Genomic DNA, 15,886 nt, shown 5'->3' with positions numbered 1-15,886 from the left:
CTCCTCTCGCGGAACGGGTCACTGGTCCAGGTCGAACATGGTCCGGCACAGCCGTTTCCCGGTCTCAGTACGGAAAATCCGGTTCATGGTCTCCTGTACCGTCTCTTTCTCCATCTTGTCCTCGTGGAAGTTGACCAGGAAGTCCGCCTCCACCAGGATCTGATAGTCCATACCCTGGATATTGTCATAGGAATGATGGTGGGCCACCAGGTAGCCGATGCGGTCCACGTCGGCCTGGGGCAGCTGGAACTCCGCCAGCAGGTCCCGGGCGTAGGCCGGGCCCTCCTGCTCCTGCAAGGTGCCGGTGCACCGGCCATACTTGGCCTTGCAGGGGCCGATGGCGATGTCGTGGACCAGGGCGGCGCACTCCAGCACCAGCTGGGTGTGGGCGTCCAGCCCCTCTCCCCGGCCGATGAGCTGGGCAAACCGGTGCACCTTTAAAAAGTGCTGGATGCGCTTGGCGCTGCCCCGGTCGTGGTCCACCATCTTCCAAGTAATCTGATCGATCATCTCATTGCTCTGCATACGAAAACGCCTCACTCTGTGTGGGAATACGTTTAGTATACACCTTTCCCCGGAAAAAGTATGTTGTTATTCCAACAAAAAGCAAGGAATTTCACGGGGAAAATCAGGCGTCCTCGCCGAAGAACAGCTTCATGTCCCCCTCCACAGTGCCGATGCCCGCAATGCCGAAGTTGTCCACCAGCACCTTGGCCACGTTGGGGCTGAGGAAAGCGGGGAGAGTGGGACCCAGGTGGATGTTCTTCACCCCCAGGTACAGCAGGGCCAGGAGCACGATAACCGCCTTCTGCTCATACCAGGCGATGTTATAGATGATGGGCAGGTCGTTGATGTCCTCCAGCCCGAACACCTCCTTGAGCTTCAGGGCGATGACCGCCAGAGAGTAGGAGTCGTTGCACTGTCCAGCGTCCAGCACCCGGGGAATGCCGCCGATGTCACCCAGAGGCAGCTTGTTGTACTTGTACTTGGCGCAGCCAGCGGTGAGAATCACCGTGTCCTGGGGCAGAGCCTTGGCAAACTCGGTGTAGTACTCCCGGCTCTTGGCTCGGCCATCGCAGCCGGCCATGACCACAAACTTGCGGATGGCGCCGCTCTTCACCGCCTCCACCACCTGGTCAGCCAGGGCCAGCACCTGGGCGTGGGCAAAGCCGCCCACAATCTCCCCGGTCTCCAACTGGGCGGGAGGCTCACAGGTCTTGGCGTGGGCAATGAGGGCAGAAAAGTCCTTCTGCTCGCCGATCTCGCCGGGAATGTGGGTACAGCCGGGGTATCCGGCGGCCCCGGTGGTGTACAGCCGATCCTTGTAGCTGTCCTTGGGGGGCACAATGCAGTTGGTGGTCATGAGGATGGGGCCGTGGAAGGCCTCAAACTCCTCCTTCTGCTTCCACCAGGCGTTGCCATAGTTGCCCACAAAGTTGGGATACTTCTTAAAGGCGGGATAGTAGTGGGCAGGGAGCATCTCCGAGTGGGTGTACACGTCCACCCCGGTGCCCTGGGTCTGCTCCAGCAGCATCTCCAGGTCCCGCAGATCGTGGCCGGAGACCAGAATGCCGGGATTCTTGCCCACCCCGATGTTGACGCGGGTGATCTCAGGGTTTCCATAGGCGGAGGTGTTGGCCTTGTCCAGCATGGCCATGCCAGAGACACCGTACTTGCCTGTCTCCATGGTCAAAGCCACCAGCTGGTCCACCGTGAGGCTGTCGTCCAACGTGGCAGCCAGGGCCCGCTGCAAAAAGGCGTCCACGTCCTCGTCATCCTGGAGCAGAGCGTTGGCGTGCTTGGAGTAGGCGGACAGGCCCTTGAGGCCGTAGGTAATCAGTTCCCGCAGGGAGCGAATGTCCTCATTCTCGGTGGACAGCACCCCCACCGTCTTGGCCTTCTCCTCCCAGTCCCCAGCGCCGTCCCATAGGGCGGCCTGGGGCAGGTTCGCGGTATCGCCGAGCTGGGCCAGCAGCTGGGCCTTGGCCTCCAGCGTGGCGCGGATGCGGGCCTCAATGCTCTCCCGGTCAAAGTTGGCGTTGGTGATGGTGGTGAAGAGATTGAGGGTGATGAGATGGTTGATCTCCGGGGCAACCGTCTTCCCCTCCTTACGCAGAGCCGTAGTGACGGCGGAAATGCCCCGGCTGACATACACCAGCAGGTCTTGCATAGCGGCTACGTCCGGCTGCTTGCCGCACACACCCACCATGGTGCACCCACGGCACCCGGCGGTCTCCTGACACTGGTAGCAAAACATCTTTTGTTCCATGTTGATAAGCTCCTTTTACTCGTGTTCCAGCCAGCTGATGGCGGTGACCGGGCAGGAGTCAATGGCCTCCTGCACCTGGGACAAGGTCTCCTCCGTGACCGCCTGGCTCACCCCCGACTTGCCGTCCTCTCCCATACGAAACACCCGAGGACACAAGGCGACACAGGCCCCGCACCCGATACACAGATATTGATCCACTGTCGCATTCATATCAGCACTTCCCTTCCGGTTGATACCCATAGAATTCCACCGCTGACAGCGTCTTAAACCTTTCTTATGACAAGGGGCATGATAGCACAGGTTCGCCGCCTCTTTCTGTTGTTATACCAACAACTTTTAAAAATTTTTGCCCGGCGGGGAATCTCCCCACCTGGCATAGCGATTGATTTACGGACAGCGGAACTCCCAATCCATCTCCTGGGCGATAAGCTGGACCTGGAAGCGGCGGGTGTCACACAGAGACTTGCCCCCCAGGGACACATCTTCGGGCACCACAAAGCGGATGCACTGGACCTGCACGTCCCGGCATCCCGGCTGGGTGTGGGCGGGAATGGTGTACGCCTTAAACCCACGGGGCTCTGTTTTCCCGTCCGGGCCCACCTCCTCTAACATCACACCTAAGGCCACCCGGCGGTTGGGACAGACGTCCTTCACCGTCACCTCCAGCTGGATGATACGCCCCTGGGCGCCCAGCGGCACGCCTGACATGCTGCCGGAGCGGTCCAACACCAATACAATATCGGTGGGGTTCTCAATGATGTCCGGGGCCGCTGTCAGTGCCAGCGTCACTTGAAATTCGCCGTCACAGCCCACTTCGCTGCGGTCCACCACTTTATTTGAACTGGTAATTCCCATCTAGGCATCCTCCTTCCAGGGGTTTCCCCCTTCATCCTATGCCCTCCCCCCATTTTCTGCTTGCACCACCGCCTGGAATGTGCTATAGTTTGCATAGGGTAACTTCGCCCTGTTCTTTTTTGCACAAAACGTTAGCTTTTGCTAACTTTCTTTTTTCATTTCTGTTAGCCTGAGCTAATTCAAAGGAGAGGAGATTCCCATGATGATGGACAAACGGCTGTTGGGCATGGTGCCGGACAGCAAAAAATTTATTGCCGGAAATGTGGCCTGCCAGTGGATTTCCATGGTGGCCAATGCCGCCCTGGTGTTTACCCTGGGCTGGCTCCTGGGACAGCTGCTGGAGGGCCGCCCGGTATCCTCCAGTCTCCCCTTTGCGGGAGGAATTGCCCTGGTTGCTCTGGTGGTGCGGTGGTTTGCCCTGCGGGCCGCCGCCCGCATGAGCCATTTGGCCTCCCGGCAGGTGAAATCCACCCTGCGCCGGGCTCTATTTGACAAGCTGTACACCCTGGGGGCCTCCTACCGCCAACGCACCTCCACCGCTCAGGTGGTTCAGGTGGCGGTGGAAGGAGTGGACCAGCTGGAGATCTACTTTGGCTCCTACCTGCCCCAGTTCTTCTACAGCCTGCTGGCTCCCGTGACCCTCTTTGTCTTCTTGGCCCCCATCAGTCTGATGTGTGCCGTGGTGCTGCTGGTGTGCGTGCCCCTCATCCCCATTGCCATTGCGGCGGTGCAGACCTTTGCCAAAAAGCTGCTGGCCAAGTACTGGGGAAAGTACACCAGTCTGGGCGACCACTTCTTGGAGAATCTCCAGGGCCTGACTACCTTGAAAATCTATCAGGCCGATGAGGCTCGTCAGGAGGAAATGGCTCAGCAGGCGGAGGAGTTTCGCAAGGTGACCATGAAGGTGCTCACCATGCAGCTCAACTCCATTGTCATTATGGACCTCATCGCCTATGGCGGGGCAGCTCTGGGGGCCATTCTGGCCCTCATGCAGCTGTCCCAGGGGCACATCACCCCTGCCGGATGCTTTGCCATCATCCTGCTGTCGGCGGAGTTCTTCCTCCCCATGCGGCTGCTGGGAAGCTTCTTCCACGTGGCCATGAACGGCATGGCAGCAGCCCAGAAGATTTACGCCCTGCTGGACCTGGAGGTGCCCGCCCCTTCTGCTGAATCCGTGGAGGGCAATCCCACCCTGGAGTGCCGGGGCGTCACGTTCTCCTATGACGGCCAGCGGCCCATCCTCCAAGGGGTGGATCTGACCATCACCCCCGGCTCCCTCACCGCCGTGGTGGGCGAGAGCGGCTGCGGCAAGTCCACCCTGTCCGCCCTGCTCATGGGCCGCAACCGGGGCTATGGAGGACACATCACGTTGGGAGGCAAGGAGCTGTCCTCCCTGTCCGAGGACAGCCTCATGGCCCACTGCACCTACATCGGACACCGAAGCTATCTCTTTAAGGGCACGGTGCGGGACAACCTGCTGCTGGCCCGTCCGGAGGCGCTGGACGACGAGCTGTGGGCGGTGCTGGAGCAGGTCAATCTGGCCCCCTTCCTTCACAGCGAGCAGGGGCTGGACACCAAGCTCCAGGAGGGCGGCAGCAACTTCTCCGGCGGCCAGCGCCAGCGTCTGGCCCTGGCCCGGGCACTGCTCCACGACAGTCCCATGTATATTTTTGATGAGGCCACCTCCAACGTGGATGTGGACAGCGAAAACGAGATCATGGACCAGATTCACCGTCTCTCCCGCACCCACACGGTGCTGGTCATCTCCCACCGCCTGGCCAATGTGGCCGGGGCGGACGTCATCTACGCCATGGAGGGCGGTCGGGTGGTGGAGCACGGCTCCCACCGGCAGCTGCTGGACCGAGGCGGGCTGTATGCCCGGCTGTGGGACCAGCAGCAAGAGCTGGAACAATTCAACCAAGAGGAGGTACCCGCATGAAACCCCGCAGCAATCTATCCTGTATGGCCCGCCTCATCACGCTGGTGGGCCCCCTCACCGGGGTAATGCTCCTGGCTATCACCCTGGGGGTGCTGGGCTTCATCGCCGCCACTTTGATCCCAGTGCTGGGCGGCGTGGGCATTCTCTCCGTCCTCAACCACCAGGACACCCTGCCCTTGATTTTCCTGGTCGCCGCCCTGTGTGCCCTGCTGCGCGGGGTGTTCCGCTACGGAGAGCAGACCTGCAACCACTACATTGCCTTTAAACTGTTGGCTATTTTGCGCCAAAAGGTATTTGCCGCCCTGCGCCGCCTGGCCCCTGCCAAGCTGGACGGGCGGGACAAGGGGGATTTGATCTCGGTCATCACCTCCGACATTGAGCTGCTGGAGGTGTTCTACGCCCACACCATCTCCCCGGCCGCCATCGCCCTGGTGATGAGCCTGCTCACCGCCGCCTTCCTGGCTTGGTTTCACTGGGCCTACGGGGTGTTGGCTCTGCTGGCCTATGCCACCGTGGGTATTCTCCTCCCCGTGCTGGCCTCTGGCCGCTCCGGAGATACCGGCAACCGGATGCGCCAGAAGGCGGGGCAGCTGTCCGCCTTTGTACTGGACAGCCTGCGGGGGGTGGATGAGACCATCCAGTACCACGGCCAGGCCCAGCGTCTTGGTGAGCTGGAGGGCCGCACCGACGATCTGAGCCGGGTGCAGCAGGACATGAGCCGTATCACCGGCACCAACACCGCCGTCACCCACACCGTCATCTGGCTCTACGACCTGGCGCTGCTGGCCCTGGGGCTGGTGCTGCTGGAACAGGGACAGGTGAACTTTGGCGGGGTGCTCATTCCCCTCATTACTCTCATGTCCTCCTTTGGCCCGGTGGTAGCTCTGGCCAACCTGGGCGCCACCCTCCAGAGCACCTTTGCCGCCGCCCGGCGGGTGCTGGACATTCTGGACGAGACCCCGGTGGTGGAAGAGGTGTCCGGACAGTCCGCCACCCGATTCCACGGGGCCGCCTGCGAGGATCTCACCTTCTCCTACGGCGGTGAGACCATTCTGGACGGTCTGACCCTGGACTTTCCCAAGGGGAAAGTGGTGGGCATTGTGGGCCGCAGCGGCTCGGGCAAGTCTACCCTCTTAAAGCTGCTCATGCGGTTCTGGGACCGCCAGAGCGGAGAGGTGACCATTTCGGACCGGGACGTGCGGAACATCAATACCTCCGATTTGCGCTCCATGCAAGGGTACATGACCCAGGACACCGACCTATTCCACGACACCATTTTGAAAAACATTCTTCTGGCCCGCCCCGACGCCACCCGAGAAGAGGTGGAGGAGGCCTGCAAGAAGGCCTCCATCCACGACTTCATCCTCACCCTGCCCCAGGGGTACGATACCCCGGTGGGAGAACTGGGGGACACCCTGTCCGGCGGCGAACGGCAGCGGCTGGGACTGGCCCGGGCCTTCCTCCACAACGCCCCTTTCCTGCTGCTGGATGAGCCCACCAGCAATCTGGACAGCCTCAACGAGGCGGAAATTCTCCGCTCCCTCCACCGAGAGCGGGACCAGCGCACGGTGATTTTGGTCAGCCACCGCCGGTCCACCATGGGCATTGCCGACGAGGTGCACTCGGTGGAGCATGGGAGGGTGAGCTGATGGCCTCCGCTGTGGAGAACAAACGCCTGCGGGAGAAAAAGGTGGTGGGGCAGATGATTTCCATCTACTGCCACGGCGTTCACCACACCCACACCGGGCAGCTGTGTCCCCAGTGTCAGGCGCTGAAGGACTACGCCATGGAGCGCAGCGACAAATGCCCCTTTATGGAGACGAAAACCTTCTGCTCCAACTGCAAGGTGCACTGTTACCGGAAGGACATGGCCCAGCAAATCCGGCAGGTCATGCGCTACGCCGGGCCCCGGATGCTCCTCCACCACCCCATTCTGGCCCTGCGCCACGTGTGGGAGAGTTCCAGAGAGAAACAAAGACAAAACAGGAGATGATACCATGAAAAAAGTGCTCTATATCCTATTTGGCTGTATTGCCTTGGCACTGGGCGCCGTTGGCGCTGTGCTGCCCCTGCTCCCCGCTTTTCCCTTTTTGATGCTGGCAGCCTTCTGCTTTGCCCGCAGTTCTCAGCGGCTGCACAACTGGTTCACCTCCACCAAGCTGTATAAAAACAATCTGGAGAGCTTTGCCAAAGGCCGTGGCATGACCTGGAGCACCAAGCTTCGCATCATGGTCACGGTCACCTTAGTGATGTCCATCGGCTTTTTCATGATGGGCAGCGTCCCGGTGGGCCGCATCGTCCTGGGCTGTGTGTGGCTGTTCCACATTCTCTTCTTTATCTTCGGCATCAAGACCCTCTCCCCTGCCCAGGCGGAGCATTACCGCAAGCTGGACGAAACCGCCTCTCAGGCTTAACGCAACACCCCGTGGACCACAGAACGGTTCACGGGGTGTTTGTTCGCATAATTTTCCCCGACGCAGCATACAATAGCCGCAACGGAGGTGCTGGGAATGAGTCACAAACTACGTCAATTGGTGTTGTGCATTGGCATCCCCCTGGCGGTGGGCGGCCTGTCCGGCTGGGTGACCCGGGGCGCCATGGAGGACTTTCAGGCCCTCAACCAGCCGCCTCTCTCCCCACCGGGTTGGCTGTTTCCCGTGGTGTGGACGGTGCTCTTTGTGCTGATGGGGATTGCCTCTTATTTAGTGGTCCGGTCCCAGGACCCAGAAAAGCTGGTCAAGCGGGCCCTGACGTTCTACGGCATTCAGTTGGGGTTTAACTTTCTGTGGTCCATCCTCTTTTTCAACCTGGGGCTGTATCTGGTGTCCTTTTTCTGGCTGGTGCTGCTGTGGTGCCTCATTCTCCTCACCACCCTGCAATTTTCCGCCCTGGACCGCCGCACGTTCTGGCTGATGCTGCCCTATCTGGCGTGGGTTGCCTTTGCCGGGTATCTCAACTTGGGGATTTTCTGGCTCAACCGATGAAAAAAGCTCTGGACCCATTGAGGGTTCCAGAGCTTTTCTTATCTCAGCACTTTTTCTAAATTGCGCCCACACCTTGGGCAAAAGGGACGTTTAGGAGACACCAGAGCACCAAGAAAAGCCCCGCAACACGGGCAACGCACCTTCACCAGCCCCATAATCACCCCAACTACCGCAACCAAAGCACCAAGCCCAGATAGCGGTGTCACCACCTCATACCGAAAACAGGGCACGCCAAACAGTACGGCCCCCATCAAAAACACCAGTGCAGAGGTCAAATCCCACATTTGTAGCTTTTTCATCTTCCGGCTTCCTCTCTCCATGGCATCGGATAAGGAAACCATAGCACGCACAGGTAAACAGAGCCACCCAGGTACGGTAAAGAGTTTGTCAGATGCAACGGCTCCCCACGCTCACGATTGCTCTTGCATTCTTTGATCAATCTGATAGAATAGTTCGCCCAAAGCCAAACACAGCACAAGAAAAGCAATCAGCCGCAGCGGTTCAAATTCCGACAACAGGATGTGGCCCAGTCCAGCGCCCACAACCAACGCAATTAGCAGCAACAGGAATCGTTTCAAATGCTTCATCTTTATCACCTCGTGCTTTTTCCGTTCCTCTTGTTATTATCATGATAGCATGGAGCCTATCCAGATGCAACACACAGAGAAAAAGTAAAAGACCTAAAACCGTTTGGTTTCAGGTCTTTTTGGTGGAGATAAGCGGGATCGAACCGCTGACCTCTTGAATGCCATTCAAGCGCTCTCCTGAGCCCATCGGTTACATACCCCCGTAACCAGGGCCTAGAAGGTGCGCTTCAATACGCAAACAACAGAAAGAACGGCAAAACGCTGTTATAGACAAGTCTTTCACTACACATTAGAGGAAACGACTTAATTCAAAGCGATAAAAATCATCAGCATGCCGTAGATAATCTGCAAACAGTTCATTTGTAATTAAATTTCCATATTTGTTAAAGGTGATATTCTTTAATTGGTCATCCCTTTCTAACCGATTTATTAGATTGATTGTCAGTCCGGTTTTTACAAGAAAAATTTTCTTCTTATCTGTTGTGCCATACAAGATTCGATGATACTCTTCTTCGTCAAGGATGGAATAGTCAAACATTAGCTGAAAAAACATTCGAAGTTTAAAGCTCACGAAATCTTCTTCCATTTTTTGTTTAACAATAGCAATGTTAGCTAATTGACGATCTGACTTCTTGGATAAATCAATATAAACATTTCGGTAAGCACTACGGCCAGTTGCTTGATACGGTAATTCACCATAGCTTTCTCCGATATACATTAAACTGTCACCGTTTGCAATTCTTTGCTTAAAGTATCGAATTTCTCGAGCTATATTCTCATTAAGCGATTGTTTTCTGCTATCAAAAAACATTTTATAGTAAGCAATGGCCTTATCGTTTATTAATCGAGCAAATTCTTCATCAACAATACTTGCAGAAAAATCAATAATAAAAATAGAACGGAGTCGATCTAAAAAGTGAATTTCATGTAATCGTGGATACTTTTTAGCTCGGTCGATTCTATTTAAAATCATCTGGCATAGTTCATCCGAAAGAGAAAAAATAGAATTCATTCCAAGAGAAATCATTTTACGCTTTAACTCTTGCACAGGGTCATCAGCTATTGAGAAAAAGGTGTTTTCGCTCTCGATAATCTCCTTGCATTTTTCAATGCCACCTTTTTCCGCAGCTTCATCAAAATCAAAATTTGTGAGAATAGGGTTCTTTACCTTATCCGCAAATACTGAGCTCTTTAATAAGCGCATTTTGTTTCCTAAATTTCCATGCTTTCGGTTATACTTATCGCTATTAACAAAATGTATTTGCGGTATAAGCATTTCCAGTTTTGGGGGAGATGAAAAAACCTGATCTAACCTGTTTACACGGCCAATCAAATTAATAAGATCTTTTTCATGCAAGTTCCTTCCGCTAAGAATAAAAAGTGAATTAATTGGAAGATTTACCCCCTCCAAAATGACTTTGTTCGCAATAATATATTGAAGTTCCGGAATTTGTGAATACTGATATTCCAAATATTCTTTTACATTGTCCGGCATTTTCCCATGTAAATAGATTATGCCTTTTTTCAGATATTCGATTGCGTAGAAATCGGAGTGTACATATTCTTTAAGATTTGTAATCACGGTATTTAACGTGTCACTTATTTCAATCTGATCTTTTATTTGTGCGAGTTCATCTGCGAATTGTTCGATTTTTCTGGGGGCATACAAATAGCAAAATGTCTTTTTTGTGGCATTAAGAGTAATGTATGCAAACATATTAATATAAATATCAACAGGAAAAAACTCGTCAATAAAGCGATTGTATTTCTGAACAACACCACTTGTACAATATTCGAAATATTCTGGTTCTTTAATATTAAATGCAATGCGTTGTTCAAAAATCTCTTGAGAGGTGTCCATTTTCAAATTATCTACATTCGTTATCAGAGGTGATAGATAAACTATTTCCGAATTTGGCCATCTTTTTCGATTAAGTTTTATAAGTCTGGAAAGTAATATTGAACGAGAATCTCGTTCCAAGAGGCGGTGCGCTTCGTCAATATACAGGCAATCGAAAAATATGTCATGTTTATCAAGAAGCCTCAAAGCTCGTTCCTGTGTTAATACAGCAATAAAGCGCTCCTCATGGTTGTACATTTCATCATGTATGATTATTTTCGCATCAAAATTTCTATCCCGAACAGCTCTATATGTCTGCATGAGCAAAGATTTTGTAGGTACAATAATGGCAAAACGTTTATAAACGGACCATTTCGTAGCAATATGGTCCAGTATTATACTGCTTTTACCAAAAGAAGTGGGGGCAACATAGCATATATCTTTACTTTTGCTGTTAAGAATCTCATCTCGAGTATGCTTTTGGCTAAATGTTTCTATAAGATTGTCATGTTTGAACCCTTCATTAATTAGAGTGGGAATAACTGATGCTGCGATATCAGAGAATTGTAGCTGCTTAAATTCAGTAATAGCTTGGGCTATTGGATAGTATCCAATGTTGACACTAAAATCATATAGAGGGGCATAATCGCCAAAAAATAAAGAATATTTTAAGATGATGGAATAACCAAGTTCAACAAATGATGTAAGCCGACGATCTCTTTCATATTTTCTCAAAAGGATTATGGCTACGGTCAATAGAAAGGACTTCTCGTTTTCATCGAGCCGATCTGGGCTAACGGTTAACTTCTCCATTGCCGAGTGATAAAACGGAAGTGCTTTTAGATCTTGAATTAGTTTGTTATCATCCATATTACTCTACCTCAAGCCAATATAGCGCATGAAGATGTCTGTTGAACGATGCGTTACGCAGATCACATGAACTTTCTCGCCCTTTAACTTATCCGCTATGCTTTCAATATCTTTCAATATACTGTCATGATTGGGTTGTTTCCAAACTCCCGACAAAAAAATCGTTCCACAGGGCATAGTGTTAAATTCTTCAATCGAACGAAACTTCCCATTGGTAAAGTCGTCAGAAAGCTTTTTAATGTTTTTACGAATTTCCTTTGCAGTACCAACGTCATACTGGCTTGCATGCGCATAAGCCTCTCTCCAGGGATTATTGGGAAGTCCTCTTTTTCCGCTTTTGTCGCGGCCTGAAATCTTTGCGGAAAGATCACTCATAGCCAATGTAACTTTTCCCGAATATGATATGTCTTTTGATTCTATCGATCCAGCCTTGCTTTCCATTAGCCATTCGATGTTATTTTTGGAATAATATCCGTCAAACCCCTTTTTTATTGAGTTCTCTTCCAAATTTAAAAATAAGCATTCTTGTTTATAACCAGTTAGTCGAATATACAGATGAACAAAAAATTCGGCCGTGGCTCCCATAATCCAATCTTGTTGTTTGGTAGAAAATAAATTCTTCACATGGGTCTTAACGGTAGCCAAATCTGATCCTGAATTGCCTTCACAGATCAAGACAAAGTTTTTATCAAGAACTTCCTTGATTGGTTCAGTAATATCATCGATATCAATAATTGTAAGAACCATCTTTGAAGAGATGGTATGCTCTGTAAAAGCAAGTGGAATCATGACCGTCCTCCTTTCTGCTCCTTATCCAATCAGTTGCAGAACACAATGCTTTTCTGTATTGCTAACTAAATCATCCTATTTGCTAATCTACAAATTCCATAATGTCATCCAGAGAGCACCCTAATGCTTTACAAATGCGCCCCAGCACATCGGTGGTGACATTATCTCCATGCGTTAATTTGTTCATCGTATAGTGACTTACTTGGGCCATTTCTTCGAGATCTTTTTTCTTCAAATCTCGATCAATAAGCAACTTCCATAATTTTTTGTAGCTTACAGCCATAATCTCTTGACCTCATTATTATCTAATCTAGCATTTCATTATTTTTATTATATCATGTGAAGTCGATATTTCAAACAAATGTTAGCGTTCAAACACTTATACAAAGTACCGCCCAACCGAGGCTATGGGCGGCATTTTTTATATCTTAGTAAATTCAATGGAGAAAGGAGGAACTACCCACGGGGGCTTGACTGAAAAGTTGAGCCCTTTTTTTTACGCCCAAAAACAGGAGGTAAGTGCTTATGGCAGATCCTTGACGGTATCATTGATAAGCTGGTGCGCCAAATCTTTGAGCGCATGAAAGCAATTCCCAAAAGCGAGATTGTCAGCGCCCGTTACCGTGAGAAGATGGAGCAGCGGAAAAGCCTGCTCCACAGTGTTCGATCCGAGTATGTCAAAGCTGCCGCAGACCTCGAAACGCTGAAAGGCGAAGTCATCAAGACCATCCGTGGAGAGAGTAGCTTCTCTAAAGAGCTGTTAAACTCTCTAATTGCCGAGGCCGAAGCGAAATGCAGAGAGCTCCAAGAGAATTTGGAGGCAGCGCAAGCGGCCTATGACGAAGGACAAGCGGTGATGGCTTCGCTGAACACGCAGTATAACGACATCATCTCATGGGCAGAAATGTACGATACAGCCAGCATAGAGGCAAAGAAAATGATCGTGAGCTGTTTGATAAAGCGGGTAGAGGTATACCGTGACTACAAGCTGCACATTGATTTCAACATTGACTTTACACAGTTCTGTGAAGGGCTGGACATTGTGACGATTGCCGCATAAAACAAAAAGCCCGCTCCCAAAAGGGTGATATGCTCCCTCTATGAGAGACAGTGAAATAAAACACTGTCAATCATGGAGGGAGCATTGTCATGCCAAGGAAGCAAAAGTTAGGTGTAGAAGAAAAGATCAAGATTATACGAGATTATCTCAAGGGACAGATCAGCATAAGTGAAGCGGCTCGGAGAGGCAAGGTTTCAGGTGAGACAGTCAATCAATGGATACGCAACTATGAGGCAGATGGGGTAGATGCATTTCTATCGCGCAAAAACCATGTGTACAGACCGGAGTTAAAGAGGCAGGCCGTGGAGGATTATCTGTCTGGCATAGGAAGTCTGGCAGATATTTGCAGAAAATATCATATTGGGAATCGTGCACAGCTCAGGGATTGGATAAAGGTGTATAATGCTCATGGAGATTTCAACTCCGTAAAACACTCAGGAGGAGGAAGCTACATGAAGCAAGGACGGGAAACCACGCAGGAAGAGCGTATCCAAATTGTTAAGGATTGCATTGCCAGTGGAAAGAATTACGGAGAAATGGCCTTGAAATACCAGGTTAGCTATCAACAGGTTCGGAGTTGGACTCTTCGGTTTGAACAGATGGGAGAAGCAGGATTGGAGGATCGGCGGGGCCGCCGGAAGAAAGACCAAACTCCTCGCACCGAACTGGAAAAAGCCCAAATTGAAATTGAGCAACTCAAGCACAAGCTATATCTGGCGGAAATGGAGAATGCACTGCTAAAAAAATTGGACGAGATCGAGAGGAGAGAGGCCTGGAAGAAGTGAGGCAGCGTCGTACTTATAAAGCCATTCAGGAGTGCCATGAAAATCAGGGGCACCCCATTGAGGTGGCGTGTAAACTGCTCCATGTCGCTCGTTCTGCCTATCATAAATGGGCTTCTGGAAAGTTGAGCCGCAGAGCTACGGAAAACGAGAAACTGGCGGATAAGATCGAGAAAATCTACTCCGAGAGCCCAGACAAAGGCTATCGGAGGCTGAACGATGACTTGCGCCACGACTACGGCATCCACGTCAACGACAAGAGAGTGCTGCGCATTTGCCGGGCCAGAGATATTCGCTCTACCGTGAAGTACAGCAATCACGGCTGTACCAGACGGGCCAAGAATCCTCAGTATCTAGCTGAAAACCTGTTGGATCGCCAATTCTATGCAGAAAAGCCGAATGAAAAATGGCTGACCGATGTGACCGAGTTTAAGTGGTATGAGGGAACTGAAGTACACAAGGTCTATCTCAGCGCTATTCTGGATCTCTATGACCGGCGCATTGTGGCCTTTGTGCTGGGGAATCGCAATGACAATCCTCTTGTATTCAAGACCTTTGACAAGGCTGTGAAGGCCAATCCTGGTGCTCACCCCTTGTTCCACAGTGACAGAGGGTTTCAGTATACCAACCGAACCTTCCACCACAAGCTTGTGCAGGCAGGAATGACACAAAGTATGTCCCGTGTGGCCCACTGCATTGACAATGGCCCCATGGAAGGGTTCTGGGGCATCTTAAAGCGGGAGCGTTACTACGGCAGACGATTTACCAGTAAGAAAGAACTTGTCCAGATGATTCAACACTATATCCACTACTACAACACCAGGAGAGTACAGCGCAACTTGGGCGTGCTGACGCCGATGGAGAAGCACGAGCTGTATCTCGCTGCATAAAAAGCGGCCAGCAGCACATAGGCTACTGGCCGGGAAAACTTTATATTTTTTCACTGTCCTCTTGACGGGGAGCAGTTCAGGAACAGGCATGAAAAAACCTGCTTCGTATGAAGCAGGTTATCTAAGAATACTCAGCACACCAAAGTTTGGTGGAGATAAGCGGGATCGAACCGCTGACCTCTTGAATGCCATTCAAGCGCTCTCCCAGCTGAGCTATACCCCCAAATAAAAGGGTGTGCTGAGTATTTCTTATTCATTTTTTCTGAGGGGTGTGTAACCGCTTCAACCGGGCTCCCAGCTGAGCTATACCCCCAGGTTGTACTTGTTTTTTGTCGTGTCCCCTGCGGAACGAGTGTTAGTATAACAGGGGGTGTAAGAAAAGTCAAGGGCTTTTTTCAGAAAATTTCAGATTTTTTTGCAGAAGCTAAAATAGACCCAACATCGCTGTTCATATACCTCTATAATAATAATCAGAATCAGACATCATACGGGTATCCGTCCGCGTATGGCATTGCTCCCAAGAAGTAGTTCTTCATGCAGGCAACTCTCTGGTGCGTGGCCAGCTGTGCAGGCTTCCCCCAGACTGTCCTGTGCGTCCCCCCTGGCCACGTTGTTTCCGGGGCACACGAGGCCGAAAACAAGAGGCACAAAGAGCCAAGAAAAAATTTTTAGATTTTTTGAAATTTCTTGTTGACAAACCACCCCCTCTCTGATATACTCATTTTTGTCGGCGCGAGAGACCGCCGCAAAAACGAAATAACAACTCGGGGGTATAGCTCAGCTGGGAGAGCGCTTGAATGGCATTCAAGAGGTCAGCGGTTCGATCCCGCTTATCTCCACCAAAGTCCTGAACGCATCTGCGTTCAGGACTTTTTCTTTTCTCAAAACCATGATACCATCCGCCCTATGCATCAATTCCTTTCATTCTTTCTTCTGGAAAACATCGGTGGATTTGTGCTATGATATATGCTGTTGCGACAAATGACATGCAGTCGATAAACCGCTAGAAAGCTCAGGTGTA

17 protein-coding genes and 3 tRNA genes are annotated in these 15,886 nt (G+C 51.5%); 9 read left to right on the top strand and 11 right to left on the bottom strand.

The features are described from left to right. Positions 1–18: 18 nt before the first annotated feature. From B5F98_RS09595 to B5F98_RS09580, 4 genes are all read right to left on the bottom strand, one after another. A complete protein-coding gene (locus tag B5F98_RS09595) occupies positions 19–525 on the bottom strand; it encodes an HD domain-containing protein (protein WP_087371896.1) in 507 nt (168 codons plus the stop codon). 103 nt (positions 526–628) lie between these two features. Continuing rightward, positions 629–2,269: a hydroxylamine reductase gene (gene hcp, locus B5F98_RS09590; RefSeq protein ID WP_087371893.1), complete on the bottom strand. Its 1,641-nt coding sequence runs from the start codon at positions 2,267–2,269 to the stop codon at positions 629–631. Between the two features lie 15 nt (positions 2,270–2,284). Next, positions 2,285–2,479, bottom strand: a complete 195-nt coding sequence (locus B5F98_RS09585; RefSeq protein WP_087228756.1) for a ferredoxin — start codon at positions 2,477–2,479, stop codon at positions 2,285–2,287. 177 nt (positions 2,480–2,656) lie between these two features. Next, positions 2,657–3,124, bottom strand: coding sequence for a hypothetical protein (locus B5F98_RS09580; RefSeq protein ID WP_087371890.1), 468 nt, complete (start codon positions 3,122–3,124; stop codon positions 2,657–2,659). Positions 3,125–3,326: 202 nt separating this feature from the next. Between B5F98_RS09580 and B5F98_RS09575 the strand changes: the two genes are divergently transcribed. From B5F98_RS09575 to B5F98_RS09555, 5 genes are all read left to right on the top strand, one after another. After that, positions 3,327–5,063, top strand: coding sequence for an ABC transporter ATP-binding protein/permease (locus B5F98_RS09575; RefSeq protein WP_087371887.1), 1,737 nt, complete (start codon positions 3,327–3,329; stop codon positions 5,061–5,063). After that, the gene (cydC, locus tag B5F98_RS09570; protein ID WP_087371884.1) at positions 5,060–6,712 is read left to right on the top strand and encodes a thiol reductant ABC exporter subunit CydC; all 1,653 of its coding nucleotides are present in this window, start codon (positions 5,060–5,062) and stop codon (positions 6,710–6,712) included. Before B5F98_RS09575 ends, cydC begins: the two co-directional genes overlap by 4 nt. Further along, complete coding sequence (locus tag B5F98_RS09565; RefSeq protein WP_087371881.1) at positions 6,712–7,056, top strand: nitrous oxide-stimulated promoter family protein; 345 nt, start codon at positions 6,712–6,714, stop codon at positions 7,054–7,056. Before cydC ends, B5F98_RS09565 begins: the two co-directional genes overlap by 1 nt. A gap of 4 nt (positions 7,057–7,060) precedes the next feature. After that, entirely contained in the window at positions 7,061–7,477 is a 417-nt protein-coding gene (locus tag B5F98_RS09560; RefSeq protein ID WP_087371878.1) for a YbaN family protein, read from the top strand. Between the two features lie 96 nt (positions 7,478–7,573). Continuing rightward, positions 7,574–8,047, top strand: coding sequence for a TspO/MBR family protein (locus B5F98_RS09555; RefSeq protein WP_087371876.1), 474 nt, complete (start codon positions 7,574–7,576; stop codon positions 8,045–8,047). Positions 8,048–8,085: 38 nt separating this feature from the next. Here the strand turns inward: B5F98_RS09555 and B5F98_RS12795 are convergent, their stop codons facing one another. The 6 genes from B5F98_RS12795 to B5F98_RS09535 all read right to left on the bottom strand — a co-directional run bounded on the left by B5F98_RS12795 (position 8,086) and on the right by B5F98_RS09535 (position 12,416). Then, positions 8,086–8,346, bottom strand: coding sequence for a hypothetical protein (locus B5F98_RS12795; RefSeq protein WP_143482778.1), 261 nt, complete (start codon positions 8,344–8,346; stop codon positions 8,086–8,088). Between the two features lie 111 nt (positions 8,347–8,457). Continuing rightward, the gene (locus tag B5F98_RS13000) at positions 8,458–8,634 is read right to left on the bottom strand and encodes a hypothetical protein (protein WP_158099831.1); all 177 of its coding nucleotides are present in this window, start codon (positions 8,632–8,634) and stop codon (positions 8,458–8,460) included. Positions 8,635–8,754: 120 nt separating this feature from the next. Next, a tRNA-Ala gene (locus tag B5F98_RS09550) sits at positions 8,755–8,836 on the bottom strand. 87 nt (positions 8,837–8,923) lie between these two features. Further along, positions 8,924–11,344 (bottom strand): DEAD/DEAH box helicase, encoded by a 2,421-nt coding sequence (locus B5F98_RS09545; protein WP_087371872.1) that lies wholly within the window; start codon positions 11,342–11,344, stop codon positions 8,924–8,926. Positions 11,345–11,350: 6 nt separating this feature from the next. Then, positions 11,351–12,133: a hypothetical protein gene (locus B5F98_RS09540; protein WP_206418115.1), complete on the bottom strand. Its 783-nt coding sequence runs from the start codon at positions 12,131–12,133 to the stop codon at positions 11,351–11,353. Between the two features lie 82 nt (positions 12,134–12,215). Continuing rightward, positions 12,216–12,416 carry a helix-turn-helix transcriptional regulator gene (locus tag B5F98_RS09535; protein WP_087371868.1) on the bottom strand — a complete coding sequence of 67 codons (201 nt, stop codon included), beginning with the start codon at positions 12,414–12,416 and terminating at the stop codon, positions 12,216–12,218. A 297-nt stretch (positions 12,417–12,713) separates the two neighbouring features. Between B5F98_RS09535 and B5F98_RS09530 the strand changes: the two genes are divergently transcribed. From B5F98_RS09530 to B5F98_RS13115, 3 genes are all read left to right on the top strand, one after another. Then, positions 12,714–13,193, top strand: a complete 480-nt coding sequence (locus tag B5F98_RS09530; protein WP_206418112.1) for a hypothetical protein — start codon at positions 12,714–12,716, stop codon at positions 13,191–13,193. Positions 13,194–13,282: 89 nt separating this feature from the next. Continuing rightward, positions 13,283–13,978 (top strand): helix-turn-helix domain-containing protein, encoded by a 696-nt coding sequence (locus B5F98_RS13120; RefSeq protein ID WP_087371866.1) that lies wholly within the window; start codon positions 13,283–13,285, stop codon positions 13,976–13,978. Further along, complete coding sequence (locus B5F98_RS13115; RefSeq protein ID WP_242961645.1) at positions 13,975–14,865, top strand: IS3 family transposase; 891 nt, start codon at positions 13,975–13,977, stop codon at positions 14,863–14,865. Before B5F98_RS13120 ends, B5F98_RS13115 begins: the two co-directional genes overlap by 4 nt. A 147-nt stretch (positions 14,866–15,012) precedes the next feature. Here B5F98_RS13115 and B5F98_RS09515 read toward each other — a convergent pair. Beyond that, positions 15,013–15,088: transfer RNA gene (locus B5F98_RS09515), tRNA-Ala, on the bottom strand. 543 nt (positions 15,089–15,631) lie between these two features. Between B5F98_RS09515 and B5F98_RS09510 the strand changes: the two genes are divergently transcribed. Beyond that, positions 15,632–15,707, top strand: a tRNA-Ala gene (locus B5F98_RS09510). Positions 15,708–15,886 lie beyond the last annotated feature (179 nt).

The sequence above is a fragment of the Pseudoflavonifractor sp. An44 genome (assembly GCF_002161675.1).
Lineage (GTDB): Bacteria > Bacillota > Clostridia > Oscillospirales > Oscillospiraceae > Enterenecus > Enterenecus faecium.
Note: the sequence above shows the minus strand (reverse complement) of the source record. Positions and strands in the feature narration are given on the sequence as shown.

Excerpts from the sequence above, each read along its gene's own strand:
- B5F98_RS09585 (WP_087228756.1), bottom strand. The coding sequence starts at position 2,479 with ATGAATGCGACAGTGGATCAATATCTGTGTATCGGGTGCGGGGCCTGT.
- cydC (WP_087371884.1), top strand. The coding sequence starts at position 5,060 with ATGAAACCCCGCAGCAATCTATCCTGTATGGCCCGCCTCATCACGCTG.
- B5F98_RS09565 (WP_087371881.1), top strand. The coding sequence starts at position 6,712 with ATGGCCTCCGCTGTGGAGAACAAACGCCTGCGGGAGAAAAAGGTGGTG.
- hcp (WP_087371893.1), bottom strand. The coding sequence starts at position 2,269 with ATGGAACAAAAGATGTTTTGCTACCAGTGTCAGGAGACCGCCGGGTGC.
- B5F98_RS12795 (WP_143482778.1), bottom strand. The coding sequence starts at position 8,346 with ATGAAAAAGCTACAAATGTGGGATTTGACCTCTGCACTGGTGTTTTTG.
- B5F98_RS09555 (WP_087371876.1), top strand. The coding sequence starts at position 7,574 with ATGAGTCACAAACTACGTCAATTGGTGTTGTGCATTGGCATCCCCCTG.
- B5F98_RS09575 (WP_087371887.1), top strand. The coding sequence starts at position 3,327 with ATGATGGACAAACGGCTGTTGGGCATGGTGCCGGACAGCAAAAAATTT.
- B5F98_RS13000 (WP_158099831.1), bottom strand. The coding sequence starts at position 8,634 with ATGAAGCATTTGAAACGATTCCTGTTGCTGCTAATTGCGTTGGTTGTG.
- B5F98_RS09595 (WP_087371896.1), bottom strand. The coding sequence starts at position 525 with ATGCAGAGCAATGAGATGATCGATCAGATTACTTGGAAGATGGTGGAC.
- B5F98_RS09540 (WP_206418115.1), bottom strand. The coding sequence starts at position 12,133 with ATGATTCCACTTGCTTTTACAGAGCATACCATCTCTTCAAAGATGGTT.
- B5F98_RS09560 (WP_087371878.1), top strand. The coding sequence starts at position 7,061 with ATGAAAAAAGTGCTCTATATCCTATTTGGCTGTATTGCCTTGGCACTG.
- B5F98_RS13120 (WP_087371866.1), top strand. The coding sequence starts at position 13,283 with ATGCCAAGGAAGCAAAAGTTAGGTGTAGAAGAAAAGATCAAGATTATA.
- B5F98_RS09530 (WP_206418112.1), top strand. The coding sequence starts at position 12,714 with ATGAAAGCAATTCCCAAAAGCGAGATTGTCAGCGCCCGTTACCGTGAG.
- B5F98_RS09535 (WP_087371868.1), bottom strand. The coding sequence starts at position 12,416 with ATGGCTGTAAGCTACAAAAAATTATGGAAGTTGCTTATTGATCGAGAT.
- B5F98_RS09545 (WP_087371872.1), bottom strand. The coding sequence starts at position 11,344 with ATGGATGATAACAAACTAATTCAAGATCTAAAAGCACTTCCGTTTTAT.
- B5F98_RS09580 (WP_087371890.1), bottom strand. The coding sequence starts at position 3,124 with ATGGGAATTACCAGTTCAAATAAAGTGGTGGACCGCAGCGAAGTGGGC.